Source organism: Mucilaginibacter sp. (assembly GCF_965200995.1).
Lineage (GTDB): Bacteria > Bacteroidota > Bacteroidia > Sphingobacteriales > Sphingobacteriaceae > Mucilaginibacter.
Window position 1 is genome coordinate 1,582,138 of the sequence record NZ_OZ241743.1, and the last position, 21,215, is coordinate 1,603,352.

Consider the following 21,215-nt stretch of genomic DNA (forward strand, 5'->3'; position numbering starts at 1 on the left):
AATCATGAGTAAACCGGCAGCACGGGCGTTTATAGATAAAGGTGCGCATATAGGCCCTATCACAAGCGGCAGTAAAAATGTAATGATAGGCGGAAAGCCTGCTGCCCGTATAGGTGATAAGCTGAACTGCTCTCAGCATGGGGAGGCCGCTATTGTAGAAGGTTCAAAAACGGTACTGATTAATGGCAGGGCTGCTGCCCGGCTTGGAGACAAAACAAGCTGTGGTACGCCTCCGGCTAAAGAACCGGAAGGCGCTAAAGACAAAATGACCGTATTAACCGCAGCTAAAGATACCAATCCGGATGGTACGGTTAAAACGCAATACCCCAAAAATATAACTGCACAGGCCATGTATATACAATACGGCCTTAAAGATAAAACCAAGGATGGGCATTATGACCAGGCCCACTTTGGATTCGGTGTGCTGGATTTTAAGGCGAAAGGTGAAAAAGAACTGTTTGGCAAAGGCAATGGTGGCATAGGCGGAAGTGCCAGTATGGGTGTTATGAAGGGAGATGCCATGGCTGGTGCCTATGGCAGTAACGGTTTGTACGGCGTAGAAACCACAGGCAAGGCAGCAGCCATAAGCGGAGAAGCTGAAGGTTACATTGGAGGTGAGAAAATGAAATATGTTTCTGGAAAAGCTTCGGGCGAGTTGTTTAGCGCTGAGCACGAGGCCACAGCCGTAGCTTATACCGGAGGCTCGGATCATAAATATGGTTTCAACCTGCAATCTACCGAGAAGGCTGCAGTAATTAAGGGCTCTGCCAAGTTATCCTCAGACATGGCAAACGGCGCAACAGAGATAGCAGAGAAAAAAACGAAACTTGAATTAGGCGGCAGTGCTGATGCCGGATCTGTAGGCTGGGATTTGGGCTTGGGTGGATGGGTAGATACTGATGATTATGCTGCCAACATTAAAGCCAAACTTGGCGCCCATTTGGTTTTCGGTGCAAAAGTAGATATAGATGTTACCGTAAACTTTAAACCGTTTGCTGATTTGTATCATCATTTTTTTCCTGCGGTGCACCCAGGGACGATACTTACAGGTTGTGCAACCGTTTTAATTGGATAGCCATGAGAGTATTAATGTATTTGGTATGTGTTTTAATAAATTTTTACCTGTTGTTCTTTTTATCGAAAAGGCTTGAAAGGCCACTTTTAGTTAAAACCTTTATTGCGCTTATACCGGCTGCCGTTATTTTAGGAGTTTTAGTTATGCTGCTGATGAAGGCGGTTAAGTTTATGCCTGATGCAAACTTTACGGCAGCTTTCTTCTCCATCTTTTTTTCAATAATTGTAATCAGCATGACCAACCTGGCTAACCAGCTTTTTTCCTATATGGTAGATTACATAGCCAACTTTCATCAGGAAAACAATGCGGCTAATTTAAACCGCCAGCCTATAAAGGCTTTTGTTACACAACAGGGTTTGTTGAAAAGAGGAGCTGCAGTTATATGGTTTTTGGGTTCGGCCTTAATGTTATACGGCGTTTGGGCCGAAAAAATGAAGTAAAAGCAAATGGATATGAATTATAAACGGCTGCTACTGGTTATTATATTGCTTGTTGAACTGAATCAATCAGGTAATGCGGCAAACTTGCACTCTAAATTTATGGCAATTAATATATCGGGGCAGCCCGGCTTGCCTTTTCCGTTAAAAACCGGCTTTACTGCTGCGTATCAAAAAGCCACTTTCTGGAAATGCGATTATAGTTCGGCCGGAGCAGCCCATGCCTACTGGGTTATACTGCCTAATACGCTTAAACCTACAGCCATTAAGCCGCAGCAGTTAAAGGAGGTAGGGCTTACCAACATTGGTATTTATAACACCATAGATAAAACTCTGCCATATATAGAAGTATGGGTAGCCTACGAAACTGTAACCAACGGCAAAAGCCCTGTAGTATGGCTCTTGAATAAAGTGCAGATTACCGGCGAGAAAGTGCTACACCAGAATATGATTACCTATCCCGACGGATCGAAGAACATTGATGTACTTACTTCAAAAACCATTGGCAACGGCGAGCAGGTAATCAGCAGGTTTACCGGCATAAGCAAGGGTAATAACTATTATGTACTAAAAGCATCTTGTAACCAAAAGGATTATGCGGCTCAGGCTAAAAACATTTTTCATATTGTCTCGCACTGGGGCTTAAAATAAATTCAATATGCAAGATACCAGCCTGAATTTTCCTGTAGAACAACAACTGCAGCCTGCCTACCTTAAAGAACACTTTTGGAAGTGTAATTATACTTCTGTTGATGCACCGTTGCAATACTGGATATTACTGCCTAACACAGTGAAGCCGGTGGTTACTAATCCTGTTGCACACACCGAGCTGAAGCTAACAAGTATTGGCCAATACTGCACTGTTGATAACAGTGCTTACCTGGAAGTGCAAATGCTGTACGAGCATGTGAGCTACGAAATGAATGCTGCTGACTGGCTTTTAAAAAAGCTGGCTATAATGAGCGAAGTTGTTTTGCACGTAAGAGAGTTAAAAGGCAAAAGCACCGGCAACTATTTAGATGTGCTTACCTGCAGCACCTGGCCCAATGGAGATCAGATGGTTTCGAGATTTACAGTGCTGAAGGATTATGATATTGAGCGAACCGGGGCTAATTTGCTTTGTGTTAAAGTTACCTGCAAAATTGAAGACTATCCGGATTATGCTTATCAAATCCTGCAGATTGCAGGTAACTGGAACTTCATTCATTTATCAGACTGGCAAATGGCCGAATATCTTTTTCCGTTTGAGTACGATTTCACTGAAAAGGTTTCTTTCTACCTACCTGAATCATGGGAAATACAGTTCGAAACCAACAACACTAAATTATTTTCCCGCTTCATATTTATACACACTGTGTTAGGTAAAAATAAAGGCATCATCAACGCCTGCTTTTATGCCCTGGCACAAGCTGATAGTGCAGCCAACCTGTATCAAAAAGCTATAAGCAATTTATTGCTATCATCGCCTGAAATACAGCCCCTACAACCGGAAGTTTGTACCAATCCTCAGGTTAAAGAATTTTTTACAGCTACCGGAACCTTAAGCTATGAAGGTGAAAAGAATAGCGCTTACCTTAAAATATACATTTTGAAAACTGTTGGCGGCTGGTATTATTTTGAACAAATTGGCCCCAAGCCTAATTTAGAAAATGACTTTTGGGAAGTTAACAAAAGAGCAATGGAGATTGTAACCGACTCTTTTAACAACAGATCATTTGATAAAAAAGACATTGTTATGCCACCGGTTACCACACCGTCTCAAATAAATCCTATAAAGCAGCAACCAAATCGGTGGCTTCCAATAAACTGGTCAACCTAAAAAGTTAATAAATTTCAAATAATGTTCTCATTTACAAGTACCGTAAAAACAGATTAGTTACTTTAAGGCAGCTAATGACAGCTAAAAAGACTGCCTGCCCTTTGTATAGTTATAAGGTGTAATAATTTTAAAGAAAGTGCAGGGGCACAACCAAACTGTTAACATCCTTATTCACACAAGCCATAAAGCTGTTAATTGCAGTTTAGTATACAATCTCGCTGTCCGCTTAATTCATTTGATAATACATTACTTACAAGTTCAATAGCAAACTTAATAAAAAAGCCCTTAGAACTTAATCTAAAGGCTTTTTTATTAAGTGGGAGCTACTGGGTTCGAACCAGTGACCCTCTGCTTGTAAGGCAGATGCTCTGAACCAGCTGAGCTAAGCTCCCTTTGCTTTTTGGTGATGCAAAGATAGCAGCGTTTTTGATTTCCTCAAAATAAATTTCACTTTTTTCTGGGTATATATTATTTTATTGATCTGGTACTTTAAACGGGTACCAGTCATATTTGCAGGAAACATTGCAATAGGTTACAGTGTTGTTACCCTATATCATTTTCAATTTTATGAGCAACGCTGAACCCAACAACGAAAAGCAGTACACCTTTACAGTTAATTATTCTGAACGCGAGCTTACCTGCCATGTTATAAAAAAAGGTAACCAGGTGAGCCTGCACATGGATAATAACATGAACGCAGAACTGGAACTGCAACCAGACGGTAACCTGAAGCAACTTTCGGGTGATGAAATACCTGCTTCTAACCTGCAGTTTATCGCCAAACATATCATTGAGCAGGACAAGTAAAGTTATACCTGCTTTGCCGGGCAAAGCGGGTAACTTTAATTTTTACGTATTTGCACCCTTTAATGTACAATCTTAGCTTAACTGTTCGACTGCTGTTATTCTTTGTGCTCAGCTTTGGGATACTGTATCTTGCACAAGGTGTTTTAATTCCGCTTACCTTAGGTTTGCTGCTGGCATTATTGCTTACGCCTGTAAGCCGCTGGTTTGAGCAGAAGAATGTACCTAAAAGCGTAGCGGCATTCTTAAGTGTTTTTGTCTTACTGCTGCTAATGGCTGTTTTAATTGGTTTGTTAGCCTGGCAGCTTAAGGGGATAATTAAAGATTTATCTTCGGTAGAGGAGCGTTTTAACGGATTGGTGAGCCAGGCCAAAGGCTATATCAGCGAAAATTTTGGTGTATCGCCCAAAGAGCAGCAGCAAATGCTGAAGCAACAACAATCTGGCACCATGGGCAAAGCAGGTAATATAATAACCGGGCTGCTCAATACGGCCAGCGGTGTGCTGGTCAACTTCATTCTGGTAATGATTTACATCTTCCTGCTCATCTATTTTCGCCAGCATTTCAAAAACTTCATTTATAAACTGGTTAAAGCTGATCGCCGAAAACAGGCAGAAGACATTATTAATAAATCAGGCATAGTTATACAACAATATTTGGGTGGATTAGGCTTGCAGATTGTTATTTTATGGGTGATGTACGGTATCGGGTTCAGTATTGTAGGCGTAAAGAACGCAATATTTTTTGCTGTTTTATGCGGAACGCTTGAACTGGTACCTTTTGTTGGCAACCTTACGGGTACTGGTATTACCTTATTAATGGGCATTGCCCAGGGAGGAGGCTCAGGAATGATTTTCGGGATACTGGTTACTTATGGGCTGGTGCAGTTTATCCAATCCTATATTATCGCTCCTCTCCTTGTTGGCGACCAAGTTAACCTTAATCCCTTTTTTACAATTTTTATCTTGGTAGTAGGTGAGGCGGTGTGGGGTGTTGGCGGTATGGTAATAGCTATACCGGCACTGGGCATCCTGAAAATTATCTGCGATAGCGTTGAGCAATTAAAACCATATGGTTACCTGCTGGGTAGCGGCGAAAGCAAAAAGAAGAATAACAGCGAAAGCTGGATTAAAAAGGCGCTGCAAAAGTTTAAAAAGCAAACCTCATCTTAGCACTTCCTCCAAAATTTCATGGGCATGGATGTTGCCAAAGCCTTCAATGTGCTGCGCATAGTATTCAAGCAGCCGGGTAATCAGGGTACGCCGTTCGGCTGTGCTGATTTTAATTTGCCCCATATTTTCAAAACCATACTGCATCAGTTCATAAAAGATATGGGTATAGGGAGGCGACAAGTATAGTGTAGTTTCGGGTTTGTAACGGGTAAACACCCCATTTTTCATGTCGAAATAATCGGCATGCTCTGCCTGCCTGCTGTCGGGATAAAACCCCAGATAACGGGTTAGGCCAATTAAGAATACCAGGTGAAAGTTAGCTAATCCGGCTTCCTGATGGTCCAGCAGTTCTACCGAGTTGAATATGTAATCAAATAACTGTTCATCGGGCGTTTGCTGCTTTACCGCTTTATACAGCACTTCGTTTAAAAACAGGGCAATGCCGCTTTTTATTACATCGTAAGGGATGGTTTGAAGCAGCGGTGCGTTTTTCAATTCTTTAATCCGTTGCACAGCCCCCGTATTTTTATAATACACAATCAGATCGAGCAAATGCAGTGGCTGCAGCATGTTACGGGTAATTTTGGCCTTAGGCCGCTTAACACCATTTATGATGTACGATTGCAGCCCGAATTTTTCGGTAAATAGCTGTACCACCACACTGGTTTCGCCATAGTCGGTTACCTTAAAAACTATTCCGCGGGTTTTATGAAGCATAGTGCAGCAATATCAGAACTTTAGGCAAAAAAATAAATAAAGCATTAATTACGGCAAATAGGGCAGTAATTACCACTGCTCCGGCAGCTACATCTTTTACCCGCCCGGCCTTTTTGTTAAATTCGGGTGATACCAGGTCAACCAATGTTTCAATAGCTGTGTTCAGTAGTTCGGTAACTAATACCAGTGTGATGGTTAACACCACCCACTGCCATTCGTTTACCGATATATGCAGGGCATAACCCAGGTACACTGCTACCAGTGTAGCTACCAAGTGCACCCTGAAGTTAAGTTGTGTGGCTGTAGCATAGCCAATACCTTTAAAGGCATAGCCAAAGCTGCGGATGAGTTTACGTAAGCTTCCTGAAAAATTCATGTACTGATGATTGCCGGTTTCAACAAGAAATTCAAAGGTGCAATAAATGAGTTACTTTTCATAAGCAGTACATCAGCCGGTCTGTTTTAAAAAACAAGTATCAGCATTTACCTGTTGTGCTGCCAGATTTCTATCTATAAAATGGATTTACAACTGAATAACAAAGTGGCACTGGTGCTGGCTGCCAGCAAAGGGTTAGGTAAAGCAATAGCAACTACGCTGGCCGCAGAAGGCGCTACGGTTATCATTGCTTCACGTAATGCTGAAGAGCTAAACAGAACAGCAGCAATTATTGAACAGCAAACCGGGCGCAAGGTAACAGCAATTCCTACGGATGTATCGAAAGCTGAAGACATCACACACTTGATTGAAACCACAGGACAGCAATTCGGGCAGATAGACATATTAATTAACAATGCCGGTGGCCCGCCATTCGGTAAATTTGAAGACTTCGGCGATTTACAATGGCAGCAGGCATTTGAACTCAACCTGCTCAGCTTTGCCCGTACCAGCAGGCAGGTAGTGCCTTATATGAAAAAGGCAGGCAGCGGCCGTATCATCAATGTTATTAGCGGTTCTGTAAAATCAATATTTCCGAACTCGGTATTATCTACCAGCGTACGTTTGGGTGTAGTTGGAATGGCAAAGCTCTTGTCTGAAGAACTGGGGATTTACAACATCACGGTAAATAACGTAGGCGCAGGCTTAATTTTAACTGATCGTGTTAAAGAAACTTTGTCTCCCGACCGTGATGCTGATGAACAGATAAAAGAGAAAGTTAAAGCCATACCTTTAGGGCGCATAGGTAAGCCGGAGGAATTTGCCGCAGTAGTGGCCTTCCTGGCTTCGGCACAGGCCTCTTATGTAACCGGTACAACCTTACAGATAGATGGCGGTGCAGGGCGCAACATAATTTAACGCACATCGCGTATTATCCTAAAGAACTCATCCCGGTAGGTTTCGCCTATCGGGATGGTTTGATCATTGATATAAATAAGGTTGCCATCAATCATCCTGATTTTGTTGAGGGAAACAATGTATGATTTGTGCACCCGGTAAAAGGGCGGCTGTGGCAGCTGTTCTTCCAGATCGCGCAGGGTTTGGTAAGTCACCAGCCGCTGTTCGGGCGTAAATATTGAGATGTAATTTTTTAGCCCTTCAATATACAGCACATCGTTATAATTAACACGCAGAAACTTATTCTTGCTGTCGCCTTTAAAAAAAATGTGATTATTGCCGGCAGGGGCAGCAGGTTCTGCAATCAGGTGTTCGGTAGCCGCAGGCAATACTGCAGGTTCTGCATTTTTAACAGGCTGTAATAAATTATAGGCTTTTTGCGCTGCTTTCAAAAAGCGGTCGAACGGAATAGGTTTCAGTAAGTAATCCACCACATCGTGCTCATAACCTTCCAGCGCATATTCCGGATAAGCGGTGGTCAGTATCACCTTACATCTGCCGCCAAGCAGCTTTAAAAACTGCATATCGGTAAGCTCCGGCATCTGAATATCTAAGAACACGAGGTCAACATTGCCCTGCTGCACTTGTGTGAGTGCTTCGATGGCACTGGTGGTGGTACCGGCCAGTGTTAAAAATGGTATTTTGGCAATATAATCGGCAATAATTTTGGTAGCATAAGCTTCATCATCAACCGCAAGGCAACGTATCATAGGAGGCTAATATAGGCTGATATTTTAAGAATTTAGCTGGATAGATAAAGTGCTTTTATAAGTCTGGCCATTAGCCGATACCAGCAGTTCATGCCTGCCGGGATAGATGAGTTCCAGCCGGCGACGGATGTTTACCAGCCCTACCCCGCTGGAATGATCTTTCTGCTGGGTATTTATTTTATTACTTACCATAAAGGTAACATGGTCGGCTGTTGCTTTCAGTATAATGCGCACCGGCCGTTGCGGGTCATCCACTACACCGTGCTTGAATGCATTTTCTACAAACGGAATCAGCATCAGCGCAGCAACGCGCTGCCCGCCTACAGCCCCTTCGGTGGTAAACTCCACATTGAAGTTATCACCGAAGCGCAATTGGTAAATAGCAATAAAGTTTTCAATATAGTCTACTTCCTTTTGCAAGTCTACCAGTCCGCTGGCGCTCTCCGTAAGCATGTAGCGCATCATTTGCGAAAGCTTAATGATGGCATCAGCCAAATGATCAGATACCGGGTAGGCCAGCGAATAAATATAATTAAGCGTGTTATATAAAAAATGCGGATTGATCTGTGATTTTAGAAAAGCCAACTCAGCATTTACTTTCTCTTCACGCAGTGATTTATTCTCTTGCTCCTTACGCAGGGCATTGAAGCTGCTATACACTGCCAGGCTAAGTATGATGCCTGATGTGCTATAGTACATATTATCAATGCTGTAAGACAATACCGTTTGGCCGTAATAGTTATGAATGTGAAAAATATGAAACAGTATAACCTCTTCCAATATATAGCGTACCACAATAAATAGCGCCATACCCAACAATATGCCGCCAATCAGTTGCGGAACTTTATCCCTCCTTAAAAATTTAGGATATACCCAAAGGTAGAAGAAGTAGAACTCACTGATCTTTACTACCGTAAAGGAGCCGGTAAATAACCGGTTGCCAAAAGGCTTGGTTTCTATAATGAAGCCTACAGCAATATAAGCGATGTAAACTATCCAGCCAATGAGGTGATAGTACAGTTCTTTCCTTTTCATAAGACGTAAAGGTAGATGCTGGCGTTGCACCGTTTTTAAATATTTATCCCAACCGCCCTTTTTTTGATGCCAACCGGGCATAACCCGGTAAATGGCTGCTTTTTCATCATTTTTCGGGTTCAGATAATATTACTAGGGATTGGGATTATAATATTTCAGGGCTATATGGCTAACTGCACCTTTGAATCAACAACGCTAAACAACAGATTCAAAAGATGAAAAAGTTAATCATATCGGCCGCCATTACCTTACTTGCCGGCTTAACCGTAAAAGCGCAGATTACCGGTACCATAACCACTAAAAATCATGAGCCGTTAACAGGCGCTACGGTAACGCTGCTGCATTTGCCTGATTCGGTTCAGGTCACCGGCAAAATAGCGGATGTGGATGGCAGGTTTACATTTACCGGTATTAAACCGGGTCCTTATGGGGTTAAGGCCAGCATGGTGAGCTTTGGTACACGGTACAGTGCAGCAGTTAATTACAAAGGCCAGCCTTTAACACTGCCCGTTATGATACTTACCGAATATCAGAAAGCACTAAAGGAAGTAACCGTAAGCGCTACTGTGCCCCAGTTGCAGCAAAAGAGCGACCGCCTGGTGGTAAACGTAGAGAAACTGAACACCACCGGCGACAATGCCCTGGAGGTATTAAAGAAAGCGCCCGGTGTTAAGCTGGATAAAGATGATAACATTTTATACCGCAACAATGCAGGTGTGGTGATAATGATTGATGGCCGCCGCACCTACATGAGCAGTTTGGAGTTAAGCAACTACTTAAAATCGATGCCGGGCAACAGCATCAGCAAGGTGGAGCTTATTGCCAATCCTCCGGGCAATTACGATGCGGAAGGTACCGCAGGCATGATCAACATCATTATGAAGCGTAATAAAATGCAGGGTTACAGCGGCACTGCCAACGCCAGCTATGGCAAATACGGTAAAGCTTATGGCGGCATCAACCTTAATTATAATACCGGCAAATTCAGCTTGTATACCCGCGCCAATACCGGTTACTATGATTCTTATAACAAGTTAAACCTGAGCCGCCAGATTGGAAACGAGCTATATAATCAGTATAACTTCTGGCACCCGAAAACTACATCAACCAGTTATGTTATCGGAGGCGATTTCTATGCCAGCAAGCGCAGCACCTTCGGCCTGATGTTTAAGGGGTACAATAACCCTACTGATGCCGAGGTAACCAGCCGATCGGTTACCTTAAACGCACTTGGGCAGCGAACCGGTGGCGTTTTGGGCTTGAATCCGCAAAAATCTAACACCGGTACTTATAATTTTAATGCTAATTACAGCTTCGCCATAGATACGCTGGGGCAGAAGTTAAGTATAGATGCCGATTATGTGCACAGCAGTTCATTCATGAACCAAAGCTATACCAATACTTATTTTGACGGTAACAATAACCCTATAGGCATTCCTGTGCAACTACAAAGCAGCGCACCGGTAAACTATAACATCAGGGCGATAAAAGCGGATTACATTTTACCCATAGCTAACCACTGGCAGTTTGAGGCCGGCCTGAAAAGCAGCGGTGTAAATACCCACAGCAATGTGAACTTTGATTCTGTTAAAGCCGTTGGCCCGGTTTTGGATTTAAGGCGCAGCAATGATTTTAAGTATGACGAGAATATTAACGCCGCTTATGTTACCTTGAGCAAGCCTTTTGGTACCCGATGGGATGCAAAAGTTAGTTTGCGGGCCGAGCAAACCGTATCTGCCGCTACCTCTTTAAATCACCCAGAAATTGCTCCGGTAAAACGCAACTATCTGCAATTATTCCCAAGTGCCTTTATTACTTATAAGGCGGATGATAATAATCAGCTCAATGCATCTTACAGCCGCCGCATCAGCAGGCCCAATTATAATAGTTTAAACTCGGCCATCAGGTACACCGATCCTTATACGGCTATACAAGGCAATCCTTACCTTCAGCCTTCCATCTCTCAATCATATGTGCTGAACTACACTTATAAAAGCTTCCAAATTTTGAGCTTAAGCTACTTAAAAGTAAGCGATGATGTAAGTTTGGTAGCTACTCAGAATGATCAGACGAAGGAAACCATCAGCACTTACCAGAATTTAGGCAGTACCCAATCTCTGGCTGCTACTTCTGCCGGTAGCTTTAATATTGCTAAATGGTGGAATGTAAATTATGAAGTGGATGCCGCTTATAATAAAGTAAGCACTGTGGTTCAGGGGCAGCCCTATAACAGCAGCCGGTTTGCCTGGAGCGGGCATACCGATCAAACCTTCTTTTTGCCCAATAACTTTAAGGCACAGGTATCCGCCGAATATGATTCGCCCTCTATTAATGGCCTGGCCCGCACCCTTTCTGCCTCACAGATTGATGCCAGCGTAAGCAAAACCTTTATGGACAAGCGCATGACCCTGAGCTTTAAAGTACGCGACATCTTCTTTGGCAACCGTTACCGCAGCATCCTGCAATATAACAACATTAACACCCGATGGAACAATGAATACGAGAGCCGCCGTTTTACCCTGGGACTTACCTATAACTTTGGCAATACCAAACTGAAAGCCGCCCGTAACCGCCAAACCGGCAGCAGCACCGAAGAAGGGCGGATGTAATGAGATATTAAAAGCAAGAGCCAGGAATCAGGATATGTAAAAGCGGTCTGTCACAAATATAAGCTTTTTTTACATCCTGATTCCTGACTCTTGTTTCTTGCTTCTAACTCCTAAAACTCCTAACTTTGCACCTCTAAAAACGAGGCGGAACTTATTGATGTACAAGGAATATAAGCAACTCAACCTGTCGCAAACAGGTAAGGATATACTGGAGTTTTGGAAGCAGCATAACATATTTGAAAAGAGTATCAGCAGCCGTCCGGCTGGCAACCCTTATACTTTTTACGAGGGCCCGCCGTCGGCCAATGGTATGCCGGGCATTCACCACGTCATGGCCCGTTCTATTAAGGATATCTTCTGCCGTTACAAAACATTAAAGGGCTACCAGGTGAAACGCAAGGGCGGCTGGGATACGCACGGCCTGCCCATAGAACTGGCGGTAGAAAAAGCTTTAGGCATTACAAAGGATGACATTGGTAAAAGCATTTCGGTTGAGGATTATAACGCTGCCTGCCGTAAGGAGGTAATGCGCTACACCGATATCTGGAATGACCTTACCGAAAGGATGGGTTACTGGGTGGATTTGGAAAACCCCTACGTAACCTTTGAGAATAAATATATTGAAACACTGTGGTGGATACTGAAGGAACTATACAATAAAAACTTGCTGTACAAGGGTTATACGGTGCAGCCTTTTTCGCCAAAGGCCGGTACCGGGTTAAGCTCGCACGAGCTGAACCAGCCGGGTACTTACCGCATGGTGAAGGATACTTCCATTACTGCCGAGTTTCACCTGAAGAACAACCAGCAGCATCCGCTGCTGCCGGTATTGTTTGAGGATGCAAATGAAGATACCACCATATTAGCCTGGACCACCACGCCCTGGACCTTACCCTCCAACTGTGCACTGGCGGTAGGCAACGATATTGACTATGTAAAAATTCGCACCTTTAATCCCTATACCTACGCACCGGTAAGCGTGGTGCTGGCTAAAGACTTAGTAAGCCGTTACTTCAAGGCCGAAGGCGAAAATGCTTCGTTTCAGCAATATAAAGGCGGCGATAAGGTAATACCGTGGGAAGTGGTTGCCAGCTTTAAAGGTATCGAAATGGTGGGCTTGCGCTATCACCAACTAATGCCGTATGTAACCAACGAGGACTTAGAGGAAAATGCCTTCCGTGTCATCGCCGGTGATTTTGTAACTACCGATGACGGTACCGGCATTGTGCATACCGCTTCTGTTTTTGGTGCGGATGACTTTAGGGTGGCCAAGGCCAACGGTGTGCCTGCCGTAATGGTGAAGGACGAAAATGGCAATGATGCACCGCTGGTAAACCGCCAGGGCCGCTTTGTGGATGAGGTAACCGACTTTGCCGGAAAATATGTAAAAGAAGAATATTACAGCGACGAAGAACGCGCTCAATCTGATTTTAAGCCAACGGATGTATTGATCTCCATTAAGCTGAAAGAAGATAATAAGGCGTTCAACGTACAAAAATATGAGCACAGCTACCCGCACTGCTGGCGTACCGATAAACCGATATTGTACTATCCGCTGGATAGCTGGTTTATCCGCACCACGGCGGTAAAGGAAAAGCTGGTGGCGCTGAATAAGCAAATCAACTGGAAACCGGAATCAACCGGTACTGGCCGATTTGGCAACTGGCTGGAAAATCTGGTAGACTGGAACTTGTCGCGTTCCCGTTACTGGGGTACACCGCTGCCGATATGGCGCGAGGAAAATGGTACCGACGAAAAATGTATCGGCTCAATAGCCGAACTGGAAGCCGAAATACAAAAATCAATAGCTGCCGGCTTTATGCCCGAAGGTTCGCACGTGCCCGATTTGCACCGCCCTTATGTGGATGATGTAGTGCTGGTATCGGCCAGCGGCAACAAAATGTTCCGCGAACCGGATTTGATTGACGTTTGGTTTGATAGCGGCGCTATGCCTTACGCGCAGTGGCACTTTCCGTTCGAAAATCAGGACGAGTTCAAGAACGCATATCCTGCCGATTTCATCGCCGAAGGTGTTGACCAAACCCGTGGCTGGTTTTTCACCCTGCATGCCATTGCGGTAATGCTGAGTGAAAGCAGCGAGGCTATTAAAGAAGTGAATGCCGCCAATGGTAATCCGGGCATCGCGTTTAAAAACGTCGTGTCAAACGGGTTGGTGCTGGATAAGAACGGCAACAAAATGTCTAAACGCTTAGGCAACGCTGTTGACCCGTTTGAAACCATTGAGCAGTACAGTGCCGATGCTACCCGCTGGTACATGATCAGCAATGCCTCGCCCTGGGATAACCTGAAGTTTAACCTGGAAGGGCTGGATGAGGTGCGCCGTAAGTTCTTCGGCACTTTATACAATACCTATTCCTTTTTTGCCCTGTATGCCAACATTGACGGCTTTAATTATAGCGAAGCAGAAATTGAGTTAAGCAAACGCCCGGAAATCGACCAGTGGATTATCTCCCTGCTGAATACGCTAACCAAAGAGGTAGACGCGTTTTATGCCGATTTTGAACCGACCAAAGCTGCCCGAGCCATTCAGGATTTTGTGGATGAGCACCTGAGCAACTGGTATGTGCGTTTGAGCCGCCGCCGTTTCTGGAAATCCGACAACTCGGATGATAAGCTTTCGGCTTACCAAACCTTGTACACCTGTCTGGTTACTATCAGTAAGCTGATGTCGCCCATTGCGCCATTCTTTGCCGAGCGTTTGTATCAGGATTTAAACAGCGTAACCGGTAAGGAAACCTGTGAATCTGTTCACCTGGCCGATTTTCCTGTTTATCATCAGGATTTAGTAAACCCTGCATTGGAAGAGCGGATGCAGTTGGCACAAAATATATCATCGCTTACATTATCGCTACGTAAAAAGGTAGGCATCAATGTACGCCAGCCGCTGAGTAAGATTTTACTGCCCATACTGGACAAGAACTTTGAGCAGCAGGTGGAACTGGTAAAGGAACTCATCCTGTCGGAAACCAATATCAAAGCCATTGAATACATTAGTGATACGGCCGGTTTTGTGAAAAAGAAGGTGAAGGCTAACTTTAAGGCATTAGGTGCTAAAGTAGGCAAAGACATGAAGGCTGTGGCGCAAGCCATTACCGAACTAAGTCAGGAAAGTATAGCTCAACTGGAAAACGAAGGGCAGCTTACGCTTCAGGCCACCGGCCACTCTATACTCGCCACCGACGTGGAAATCATTGCTGAAGATGTACCCGGCTGGCAGGTAACCAACTTAGGCAAACTAACCGTAGCTTTGGATGTTACGCTAACCACTGAATTGGAGCAGGAGGGCGTTGCGCGTGAGTTTATTAACCGGGTGCAGAACATGCGAAAGAGCAGCGGCTTTGATGTTACCGATAAGATCAGCATCAAAGCAAGCAGCCCGGCTGTAATAAAAGAAGCAGTAAACAGCAACGCAGATTATATTCGTGCTGAAGTGTTGGCTAACGAAATTGCATTTGATGAAAATTTGCAAAACGGAGAAGAAGCAGAAATTAACGGACACAAAATTTTGATCGATATAACTAAATTATAAATGGAAACACCAAACGAAAAAACCAGATATGCAGACGCTGAGCTGCAAGAATTTAAAGACATTATTTTAGAAAAAATACGTGTAGCCCGCGAGGAGCTCAATTCACTGGCATCATCATTAAGTAACCCGAACCTGAACGGTACGGATGATACTGCCGGCACTTACAAAACGCTGGAAGATGGCTCGGCTACCTTAGAAAAGGAGCAGATTAACCAGCTGGCTGCACGCCAGAAAAAATTTATTGAGCAGCTGGAAGCCGCCCTGGTGCGTATTGAGAATAAAACGTATGGCGTGTGCCGCGAAACCGGTAAGCTGATACAGAAAGAACGCTTGCGCGCCGTACCGCATACTACGTTAAGCATGGAAGCTAAATTGAAGCAGTAACAATGAAGGCCGCGTATACCAAACCTTTTCTTACCGCTACCTTTATCATTCTGGCCGACCAGATTATTAAAACCTGGGTGCGCAACCACATGTACCTGGGCGAGCAAATACGGTTTTTGGGCAGTAAGGGGATGCTGTTGTATACCGAAAACAACGGTATGGCCTTTGGCTGGGAACTGGGCGGCGAGGGCGGCAAGCTGCTGCTCACCTTATTCCGTATTGTGGCGGTTGTGGGTATTGGTTATGGGCTGGTTTACCTGATTCAGCATAAATATCACCGCGGACTGATTTTAAATGTGGCGTTGATATTTGCCGGTGCTATGGGTAATATTATCGATTCTGCTTTTTACGGCCTTATTTACAATTATGCACCTGTATTTCAGGGCAGGGTGGTAGATATGTTCTACTTTCCGCTCATTTCGGGCACTTTTCCCAAATGGCTGCCGGTGTGGGGCGGCGAGCCGTTCGAGTTTTTCAGGCCTATATTCAATCTGGCCGATGCTGCTATTTCAGTTGGGGTTATCATGATTTTAATTTATCAGAAGCGCTATTTTAAAAGCGAGATAAACGAAGTAAGCAACCTGCACAGCGAGGTAGTAGAGGAGTAATTGACGTGCGGATGCCGAATGTGCAGATCACTCGCATTATTGCTTCGTTCCCCCGCAATGATGTAATGGATATTTTGCACAAAGCCTGCTTTGCATATTCACTCAATATTAATACTTAATAGGCCGCTTTCCATATCCGAAAGCGGCCTTTTGGCTATATATAATGACACCTGTCAGGGTGAATGCTTTTAGTTGGCTCCTTTCACGCGTCCGCCTTCATCTACCGCAGTGCGGTGGCTGCTGCCTTTAATCTTTGAGTTGCCAAAGTTGTAAGTAAAGTTCAGGCGAAAAACACGGGTTTCATTCTTTTGCCTGATCATGATCACATTACCGCCGGCTACACTGTTTACATCATTGCGGCGCATATTGAATATATCATTCACCGCAAATTTGATGTTTGCCTTCTTATTGGCAAAGCTGTGGCTGATGCCTGCATCAATGCTGTATTGCGGTTTTACATGAAAATAACCGTATACCAGCGACGATTGGTAATCGCCGGTAAGCTCAGCCTTGTAACTTTTGCCCAATATATAGGTTTGGGTCGACTGTAAATTGTAGGCAATTTTGCCATTATTCAGCGGCCCGTTTGCCGAAGTGTCTGTTTTAAATCCTAAGTAAAATGCAGTGGCATTCACGGTACCGGTCCACCATTTGGTAACGGTGTAAGGTGTGTTTAAACTCAGATTGTAGTTATTCTGGACATTTAGGTTGGTTTTGGTAATAATAGTCGCCTTTGATATAGTATCGCTGTATAGCAACTCTGTAATTACATCGGTAGTACGGCTGTAACCGGCGCTTATGTTAATGGTTTTCTTATAACTGTAATTCAGTTCGAACGCATTAGTGTACTGTGGCCTTAAAAACGGATTGCCCTGCTGGTAGCTGTACTGGTCGAGGTAAAAGAAGAAAGGATTCAAATCTTCATAGTTCGGGCGGTCAATGCGGCGGCTGTAAGTAATGCCTAAGCTGTGCTTGTCCGAAAATTCATGGTTGATGAATATACTTGGAAAAAAATTAAGGTAGCTGCGTTTTACCTGGTTATTCTGCGTAATCAGGTTACCATCAGAGCGGGTGTACTCGGCACGAAGACCGGCCTGCACCGAAGTTTTTTTAAAGCTGTTGTTCAGGTTCAGATAAGCGGCATCAATGTTTTCACTATATAAGAAATGATTAGTACGGCCGGCATCATTTATATAATTTACCCCGTCGGCTGATTTTTGTGCCTGCAGGTCATTATCTGTTTTTACATTGCTGAATTTCAGGCCGGTTTCTATCTTCAGGGTTTTGCTGAAGGGATAGGTATAATCGGCCTTACCAGTATAAATATTAATGGTAGAAGGCGTTTGATTGCGAATAAAGGAAGGCGGGCGGGTAGTTCCGCCATTTAGGCTCTGGTAAATGGCATCGTATTGCGCCTGTGTATTGTTTTTGTACCGCAGGTAATCCAGATCTACCGCCAGTTGCTGTCCAGTGGTATCAATCTGGTACCGGTCATTCAAGTTTACCGAAACATTATTATACTGTTGCGGAACGGTTGACAGGGTTGTTAATAAGGTATCAGGCTGCCCCGGCACTTTACCTATACGGGTTCTGGTGTCGCCCTTATCACTCTCCCTGTTAATATAACCACTAACTACAAAGCCAGCAGTGTTTTTAGATGAAAAATCATAATCGGCCCCTACGCGGTAATTGTTAAAGTGTCGTTGGTTAATGAAATCAGTATTTTGCGTAAAATAGGTATTGTTGCCGTTTGTGCCCTGTACATTACGGTTTAGCTCGATTTGATTATAACGTTTGTTATCGCCCCGGCTCAGGGTGGTAAATAAGTTGAGTTTGCCATCGCGGTGGTTAAGGTTTAAACTGGTATTGTCCTTATAATAGCGGCCATAACCTGCACCGGCGGTAATGCTGCCATTGGTGCCCACCTGTTTATTCTTTTTCAACTTAATGTTAATGATGCCGGAGTTCCCTGCTGCATCGTATTTGGCTGAAGGATTGGTGATCAGTTCGATGCTTTGTATGGTGCTGCCATCGGTTGAACGCAGCAGGCTGGCAAGTTCCGAAGAGGAAAGGTAGGTAAGCTTGTCATTAATCATTACAGTAACGCCCTGTTTGCCTTTCAGACTGATGTTGTCGTCCTTGTCAATAGTAACACCCGGTGCACGCTGCAAAATCTCGATAGCTGAATTGCCGGCTGCCAGTACACTGTTCTCAACATTCATTACTGTTTTGTCGGCCTGGCGCTCAATCAGGGGCTTTATGCCAGTAATGGTTACCTCATTCAGTGCCTTTTGTGCTGTGGCAAGCACAAGCGCAGGAATTATTATCTCATTACCCGAAGCCGCAAAAGGTTTACTGCTAACTTTGGTATAACCTACAGCAGTAGCCCTGATTATATAAGTACCGGCCTTTACATTATTAAAGGTATAAACCCCGGCCTCGCTGCTTAGGGCGCCCTTTACAATGGCAGAATCCTTTGCCTGTAATAATGATACGGTAGCATAATCCAGCGGCTTACCTTCTTGGGTAAGTAGCGTACCGGTAACCTTTACAGTGCTGGTTTGTGCAGATGCCCACCCGGCACCGCATAATAGCAGAAGCAGTAATAAAAATTTATAGCAACTATTTGATTTCATGCGGGTTAGGGTATGAATGATACATTACAGCAAGGCAATAAAAATTCTGTTAAAAGCAAATGCTTTTTAAAAAATTAATAATTAAAAATTCTACTTATCGAACGTTAGCCCTGTTTGCGTTATTTGCTGATTAGATGTGTTATTACAGGTAAAGGTTACAAAAAATGTATCTTTTTTTACAAGATGCTAATTATCAGTTCAAAAATAAAGCGGTATATATGATATACCGCTTTATTTAACGCTATTTAACATTACTGGTTGTCAGTATCGGCAGGAACTGCCTTTGCGGTATCCGCTAAACACTTTAATCCATTATCCGTCATCAAAAATGCGGCATTGGTGCGGTTCTCATTATTTTCCCGGTCACGGCATTCCCATACATCTACATCGCGCAGGTAACGGTTCAGGCTGTTGTCTATTATCAGTTTGCTGTTCAACGGGATTTTTAGGGTAAGATGTACCTCTTGGTTACGCCAGTACTCTTTAACTCCAACCTGCAGGCGATTGTTGAATTGCAGAGCGGTACCCTGCTGATTGAATATATAAGTAATGCCGCGTGCGTTTGCCAGCGCATCCTCATAACTCCTGCCCCGTGCACTGTAAGTTTCTTCCAGCACTGGCTGGCTCACCTCGCTTCTCTCAATATTGATGCGCATTTCATAGCCCATACGATCAAAGGAATCATTATCGTTGTCATTAATAATCCGTCCGTTAAAATTATGCTTAATGTTCAGGCGGACACTATCTTCAGCAGTAAGATACTTTATATCGTTCAGCCTTAAATAATAAGTATTAGTGCTATCGGCTTTTAGCGCTATAGTACGGGTATAACTGGCACCCTCCCTAAACTCGCCGGCTAAACGTGTGCCGTAAAAGGTAACAATACCTATGGAGGCCAGCCAAAGAATGAGCAGGGTGGAACCTACCGATTTAGTGAAACGGGCCCGGTTAAAAGCTGCGCTCAGTACCACAAACATAATAGCAAACAAAGGCAGGGCAATGGCCAGAAAGGCCGCCGCAAAAAACAACCAGTTGCCCTGGTAGTCCATTACACTCATCGGGAAGATATTACCCACGCCACCCGGCCCGAAACTGGTTACGCCATAACCTACAAAAGCTACAATACCAATGAGTACCGAGGCTATGCCCAGGCAGCAACTAATGGCTATACCTACTGCAATAATTTTAGCCAGTAACCGGCCGGCACCGCCTATAACAGCACCTGTATGGTGCGCTGCCGAGCCGGCAAAGTTGCGGGTTTTATGTAAAAGCGGGCGGGCCTCCTCATGCAAGGTAGCCAGGTGGCTTTTTACGCCGCCCATTTCTTCCTCAAAATTACGCTTAAAGCCTTGCAGATCCAGCGGCTCGCCGCGCATACTCATACGGTCGGCACGGGAAGCAGCTCTGGGTATAACTACCCATAATACAATGTATGCCAGTAACCCGGTGCCGGCTGCCAGAAACGCCACTGCAAAGGCCAGGCGCACCCAGACAGTTTCTACATCAAAGTAACTGCCCAACCCGGCGCATACCCCGCCCAGGATATGATCATCCGGATTGCGGAAAAGTTTACGGTTTTGAGAAGCAAAGCTGCTGAATAAAGGCTGCCCTGCTGTTGCAGAACCAGCTTCGTTAAAGTCAAAATCTTCTACCTGGCCCATTTGAGCAGTTACTTCGTTTACATCAAGGTCGGTTATTACCTGCCGGTTGCCGTTAAGCAGTTGCTGCGTAAACATTTCGGCTATGCGGTTCTCAATATCGGTGGTAATTTCCAGGCTGTCGGCCGAATTGTAAAAGTGGCGTTTTACCGCGGTCATGTAAGCTTTTAGTATTTCATAGGCGTCTTCCTCAATGTGGAATACCACGCCGTTGATATTAATGATGATGGTTTTGTTCATGATGAGTAAGTGATACTGTAATTGAAAGCTTGTTATTTTCTTTTATTGATAGATGTTTCTACAGCGAAGGCCAGCTCCTTCCAGGTACTGTCCATCTGCTGTAATACCGCCTGGCCATCAGCAGATAAGTTGTAATACTTACGTGGCGGCCCGGAGGTAGACTCTACCCAATTGTAAGTAAGCAAGCCATTGTTTTTCAGGCGGGTAAGTAATGGGTATATCGTACCTTCTACTACTAACAGCCGGGCATCTTTCAGTTCTCCGATAATGTCGGAAGCATAAATTTCGCCGCGGGCTATAATAGAGAGGATACAGTATTCCAAAATACCTTTCCTCATTTGTGTTTGCGCGTTTTCGAATATCATAATGCAAAGATATATGTTTAAGAATGTATCTTGCAATACACAGTACTAAAATTATTTATTTTT

18 protein-coding genes and 1 tRNA gene are annotated in these 21,215 nt (G+C 44.2%); 11 read left to right on the forward strand and 8 right to left on the reverse strand.

Annotation, left to right across the window (positions count from 1 at the left end):
• Positions 1–4 precede the first annotated feature (4 nt).
• The 4 genes from ACY652_RS07475 (at position 5) to ACY652_RS07490 (ending at position 3,331) form a co-directional block, all read left to right on the forward strand.
• Complete coding sequence (locus tag ACY652_RS07475; protein WP_462267445.1) at positions 5–1,075, forward strand: PAAR domain-containing protein; 1,071 nt, start codon at positions 5–7, stop codon at positions 1,073–1,075.
• Positions 1,076–1,218: 143 nt separating this feature from the next.
• Positions 1,219–1,515: a hypothetical protein gene (locus tag ACY652_RS07480; protein ID WP_462267447.1), complete on the forward strand. Its 297-nt coding sequence runs from the start codon at positions 1,219–1,221 to the stop codon at positions 1,513–1,515.
• Between the two features lie 99 nt (positions 1,516–1,614).
• Positions 1,615–2,163, forward strand: coding sequence for a hypothetical protein (locus ACY652_RS07485; RefSeq protein ID WP_462267449.1), 549 nt, complete (start codon positions 1,615–1,617; stop codon positions 2,161–2,163).
• Positions 2,164–2,170: 7 nt separating this feature from the next.
• Entirely contained in the window at positions 2,171–3,331 is a 1,161-nt protein-coding gene (locus tag ACY652_RS07490; RefSeq protein WP_462267451.1) for a hypothetical protein, read from the forward strand.
• 317 nt (positions 3,332–3,648) lie between these two features.
• Here ACY652_RS07490 and ACY652_RS07495 read toward each other — a convergent pair.
• Positions 3,649–3,723, reverse strand: a tRNA-Val gene (locus tag ACY652_RS07495).
• 175 nt (positions 3,724–3,898) lie between these two features.
• Between ACY652_RS07495 and ACY652_RS07500 the strand changes: the two genes are divergently transcribed.
• Together ACY652_RS07500 and ACY652_RS07505 are read left to right on the forward strand one after the other, a co-directional pair.
• The gene (locus tag ACY652_RS07500) at positions 3,899–4,138 is read left to right on the forward strand and encodes a hypothetical protein (protein WP_462267453.1); all 240 of its coding nucleotides are present in this window, start codon (positions 3,899–3,901) and stop codon (positions 4,136–4,138) included.
• A 62-nt stretch (positions 4,139–4,200) separates the two neighbouring features.
• Positions 4,201–5,307, forward strand: coding sequence for an AI-2E family transporter (locus tag ACY652_RS07505; protein WP_462267455.1), 1,107 nt, complete (start codon positions 4,201–4,203; stop codon positions 5,305–5,307).
• Here the strand turns inward: ACY652_RS07505 and recO are convergent.
• A complete protein-coding gene (gene recO / locus ACY652_RS07510) occupies positions 5,299–6,024 on the reverse strand; it encodes a DNA repair protein RecO (protein ID WP_462267457.1) in 726 nt (241 codons plus the stop codon). The two genes, ACY652_RS07505 and recO, sit on opposite strands and share 9 nt — an antisense overlap.
• The gene (locus ACY652_RS07515) at positions 6,014–6,400 is read right to left on the reverse strand and encodes a diacylglycerol kinase family protein (protein ID WP_462267459.1); all 387 of its coding nucleotides are present in this window, start codon (positions 6,398–6,400) and stop codon (positions 6,014–6,016) included. The genes recO and ACY652_RS07515 overlap by 11 nt, the downstream gene beginning before the upstream one ends.
• Positions 6,401–6,541: 141 nt before the next feature.
• Here ACY652_RS07515 and ACY652_RS07520 point away from each other — a divergent pair, with 141 nt between their 5' ends.
• A complete protein-coding gene (locus tag ACY652_RS07520) occupies positions 6,542–7,318 on the forward strand; it encodes an SDR family oxidoreductase (protein WP_462267461.1) in 777 nt (258 codons plus the stop codon).
• Here ACY652_RS07520 and ACY652_RS07525 read toward each other — a convergent pair.
• Entirely contained in the window at positions 7,315–8,067 is a 753-nt protein-coding gene (locus tag ACY652_RS07525; RefSeq protein ID WP_462267463.1) for a LytR/AlgR family response regulator transcription factor, read from the reverse strand. The two genes, ACY652_RS07520 and ACY652_RS07525, sit on opposite strands and share 4 nt — an antisense overlap.
• 24 nt (positions 8,068–8,091) lie before the next feature.
• Positions 8,092–9,102 carry a sensor histidine kinase gene (locus ACY652_RS07530; RefSeq protein WP_462267465.1) on the reverse strand — a complete coding sequence of 337 codons (1,011 nt, stop codon included), beginning with the start codon at positions 9,100–9,102 and terminating at the stop codon, positions 8,092–8,094.
• Positions 9,103–9,317: 215 nt separating this feature from the next.
• Between ACY652_RS07530 and ACY652_RS07535 the strand changes: the two genes are divergently transcribed.
• From ACY652_RS07535 to ACY652_RS07550, 4 genes are all read left to right on the forward strand, one after another.
• Entirely contained in the window at positions 9,318–11,711 is a 2,394-nt protein-coding gene (locus ACY652_RS07535) for a TonB-dependent receptor domain-containing protein (protein ID WP_462267467.1), read from the forward strand.
• Between the two features lie 157 nt (positions 11,712–11,868).
• Positions 11,869–15,261 carry an isoleucine--tRNA ligase gene (gene ileS, locus ACY652_RS07540; protein ID WP_462267469.1) on the forward strand — a complete coding sequence of 1,131 codons (3,393 nt, stop codon included), beginning with the start codon at positions 11,869–11,871 and terminating at the stop codon, positions 15,259–15,261.
• Positions 15,262–15,645 carry a TraR/DksA family transcriptional regulator gene (locus ACY652_RS07545; RefSeq protein WP_462267471.1) on the forward strand — a complete coding sequence of 128 codons (384 nt, stop codon included), beginning with the start codon at positions 15,262–15,264 and terminating at the stop codon, positions 15,643–15,645.
• Between the two features lie 2 nt (positions 15,646–15,647).
• A complete protein-coding gene (locus tag ACY652_RS07550) occupies positions 15,648–16,253 on the forward strand; it encodes a lipoprotein signal peptidase (RefSeq protein WP_462267473.1) in 606 nt (201 codons plus the stop codon).
• A 188-nt stretch (positions 16,254–16,441) separates the two neighbouring features.
• Here ACY652_RS07550 and ACY652_RS07555 read toward each other — a convergent pair whose 3' ends face one another.
• The 3 genes from ACY652_RS07555 to ACY652_RS07565 form a co-directional block, all read right to left on the reverse strand.
• A complete protein-coding gene (locus tag ACY652_RS07555; RefSeq protein WP_462267475.1) occupies positions 16,442–18,889 on the reverse strand; it encodes a TonB-dependent receptor domain-containing protein in 2,448 nt (815 codons plus the stop codon).
• 251 nt (positions 18,890–19,140) lie between these two features.
• Entirely contained in the window at positions 19,141–20,787 is a 1,647-nt protein-coding gene (locus tag ACY652_RS07560) for a PspC domain-containing protein (protein ID WP_462267477.1), read from the reverse strand.
• Between the two features lie 32 nt (positions 20,788–20,819).
• On the reverse strand, positions 20,820–21,152 hold the full coding sequence (locus ACY652_RS07565) for a PadR family transcriptional regulator (RefSeq protein WP_462267479.1): 333 nt from the start codon (positions 21,150–21,152) through the stop codon (positions 20,820–20,822).
• Between the last annotated feature and the right edge of the window lie 63 nt (positions 21,153–21,215).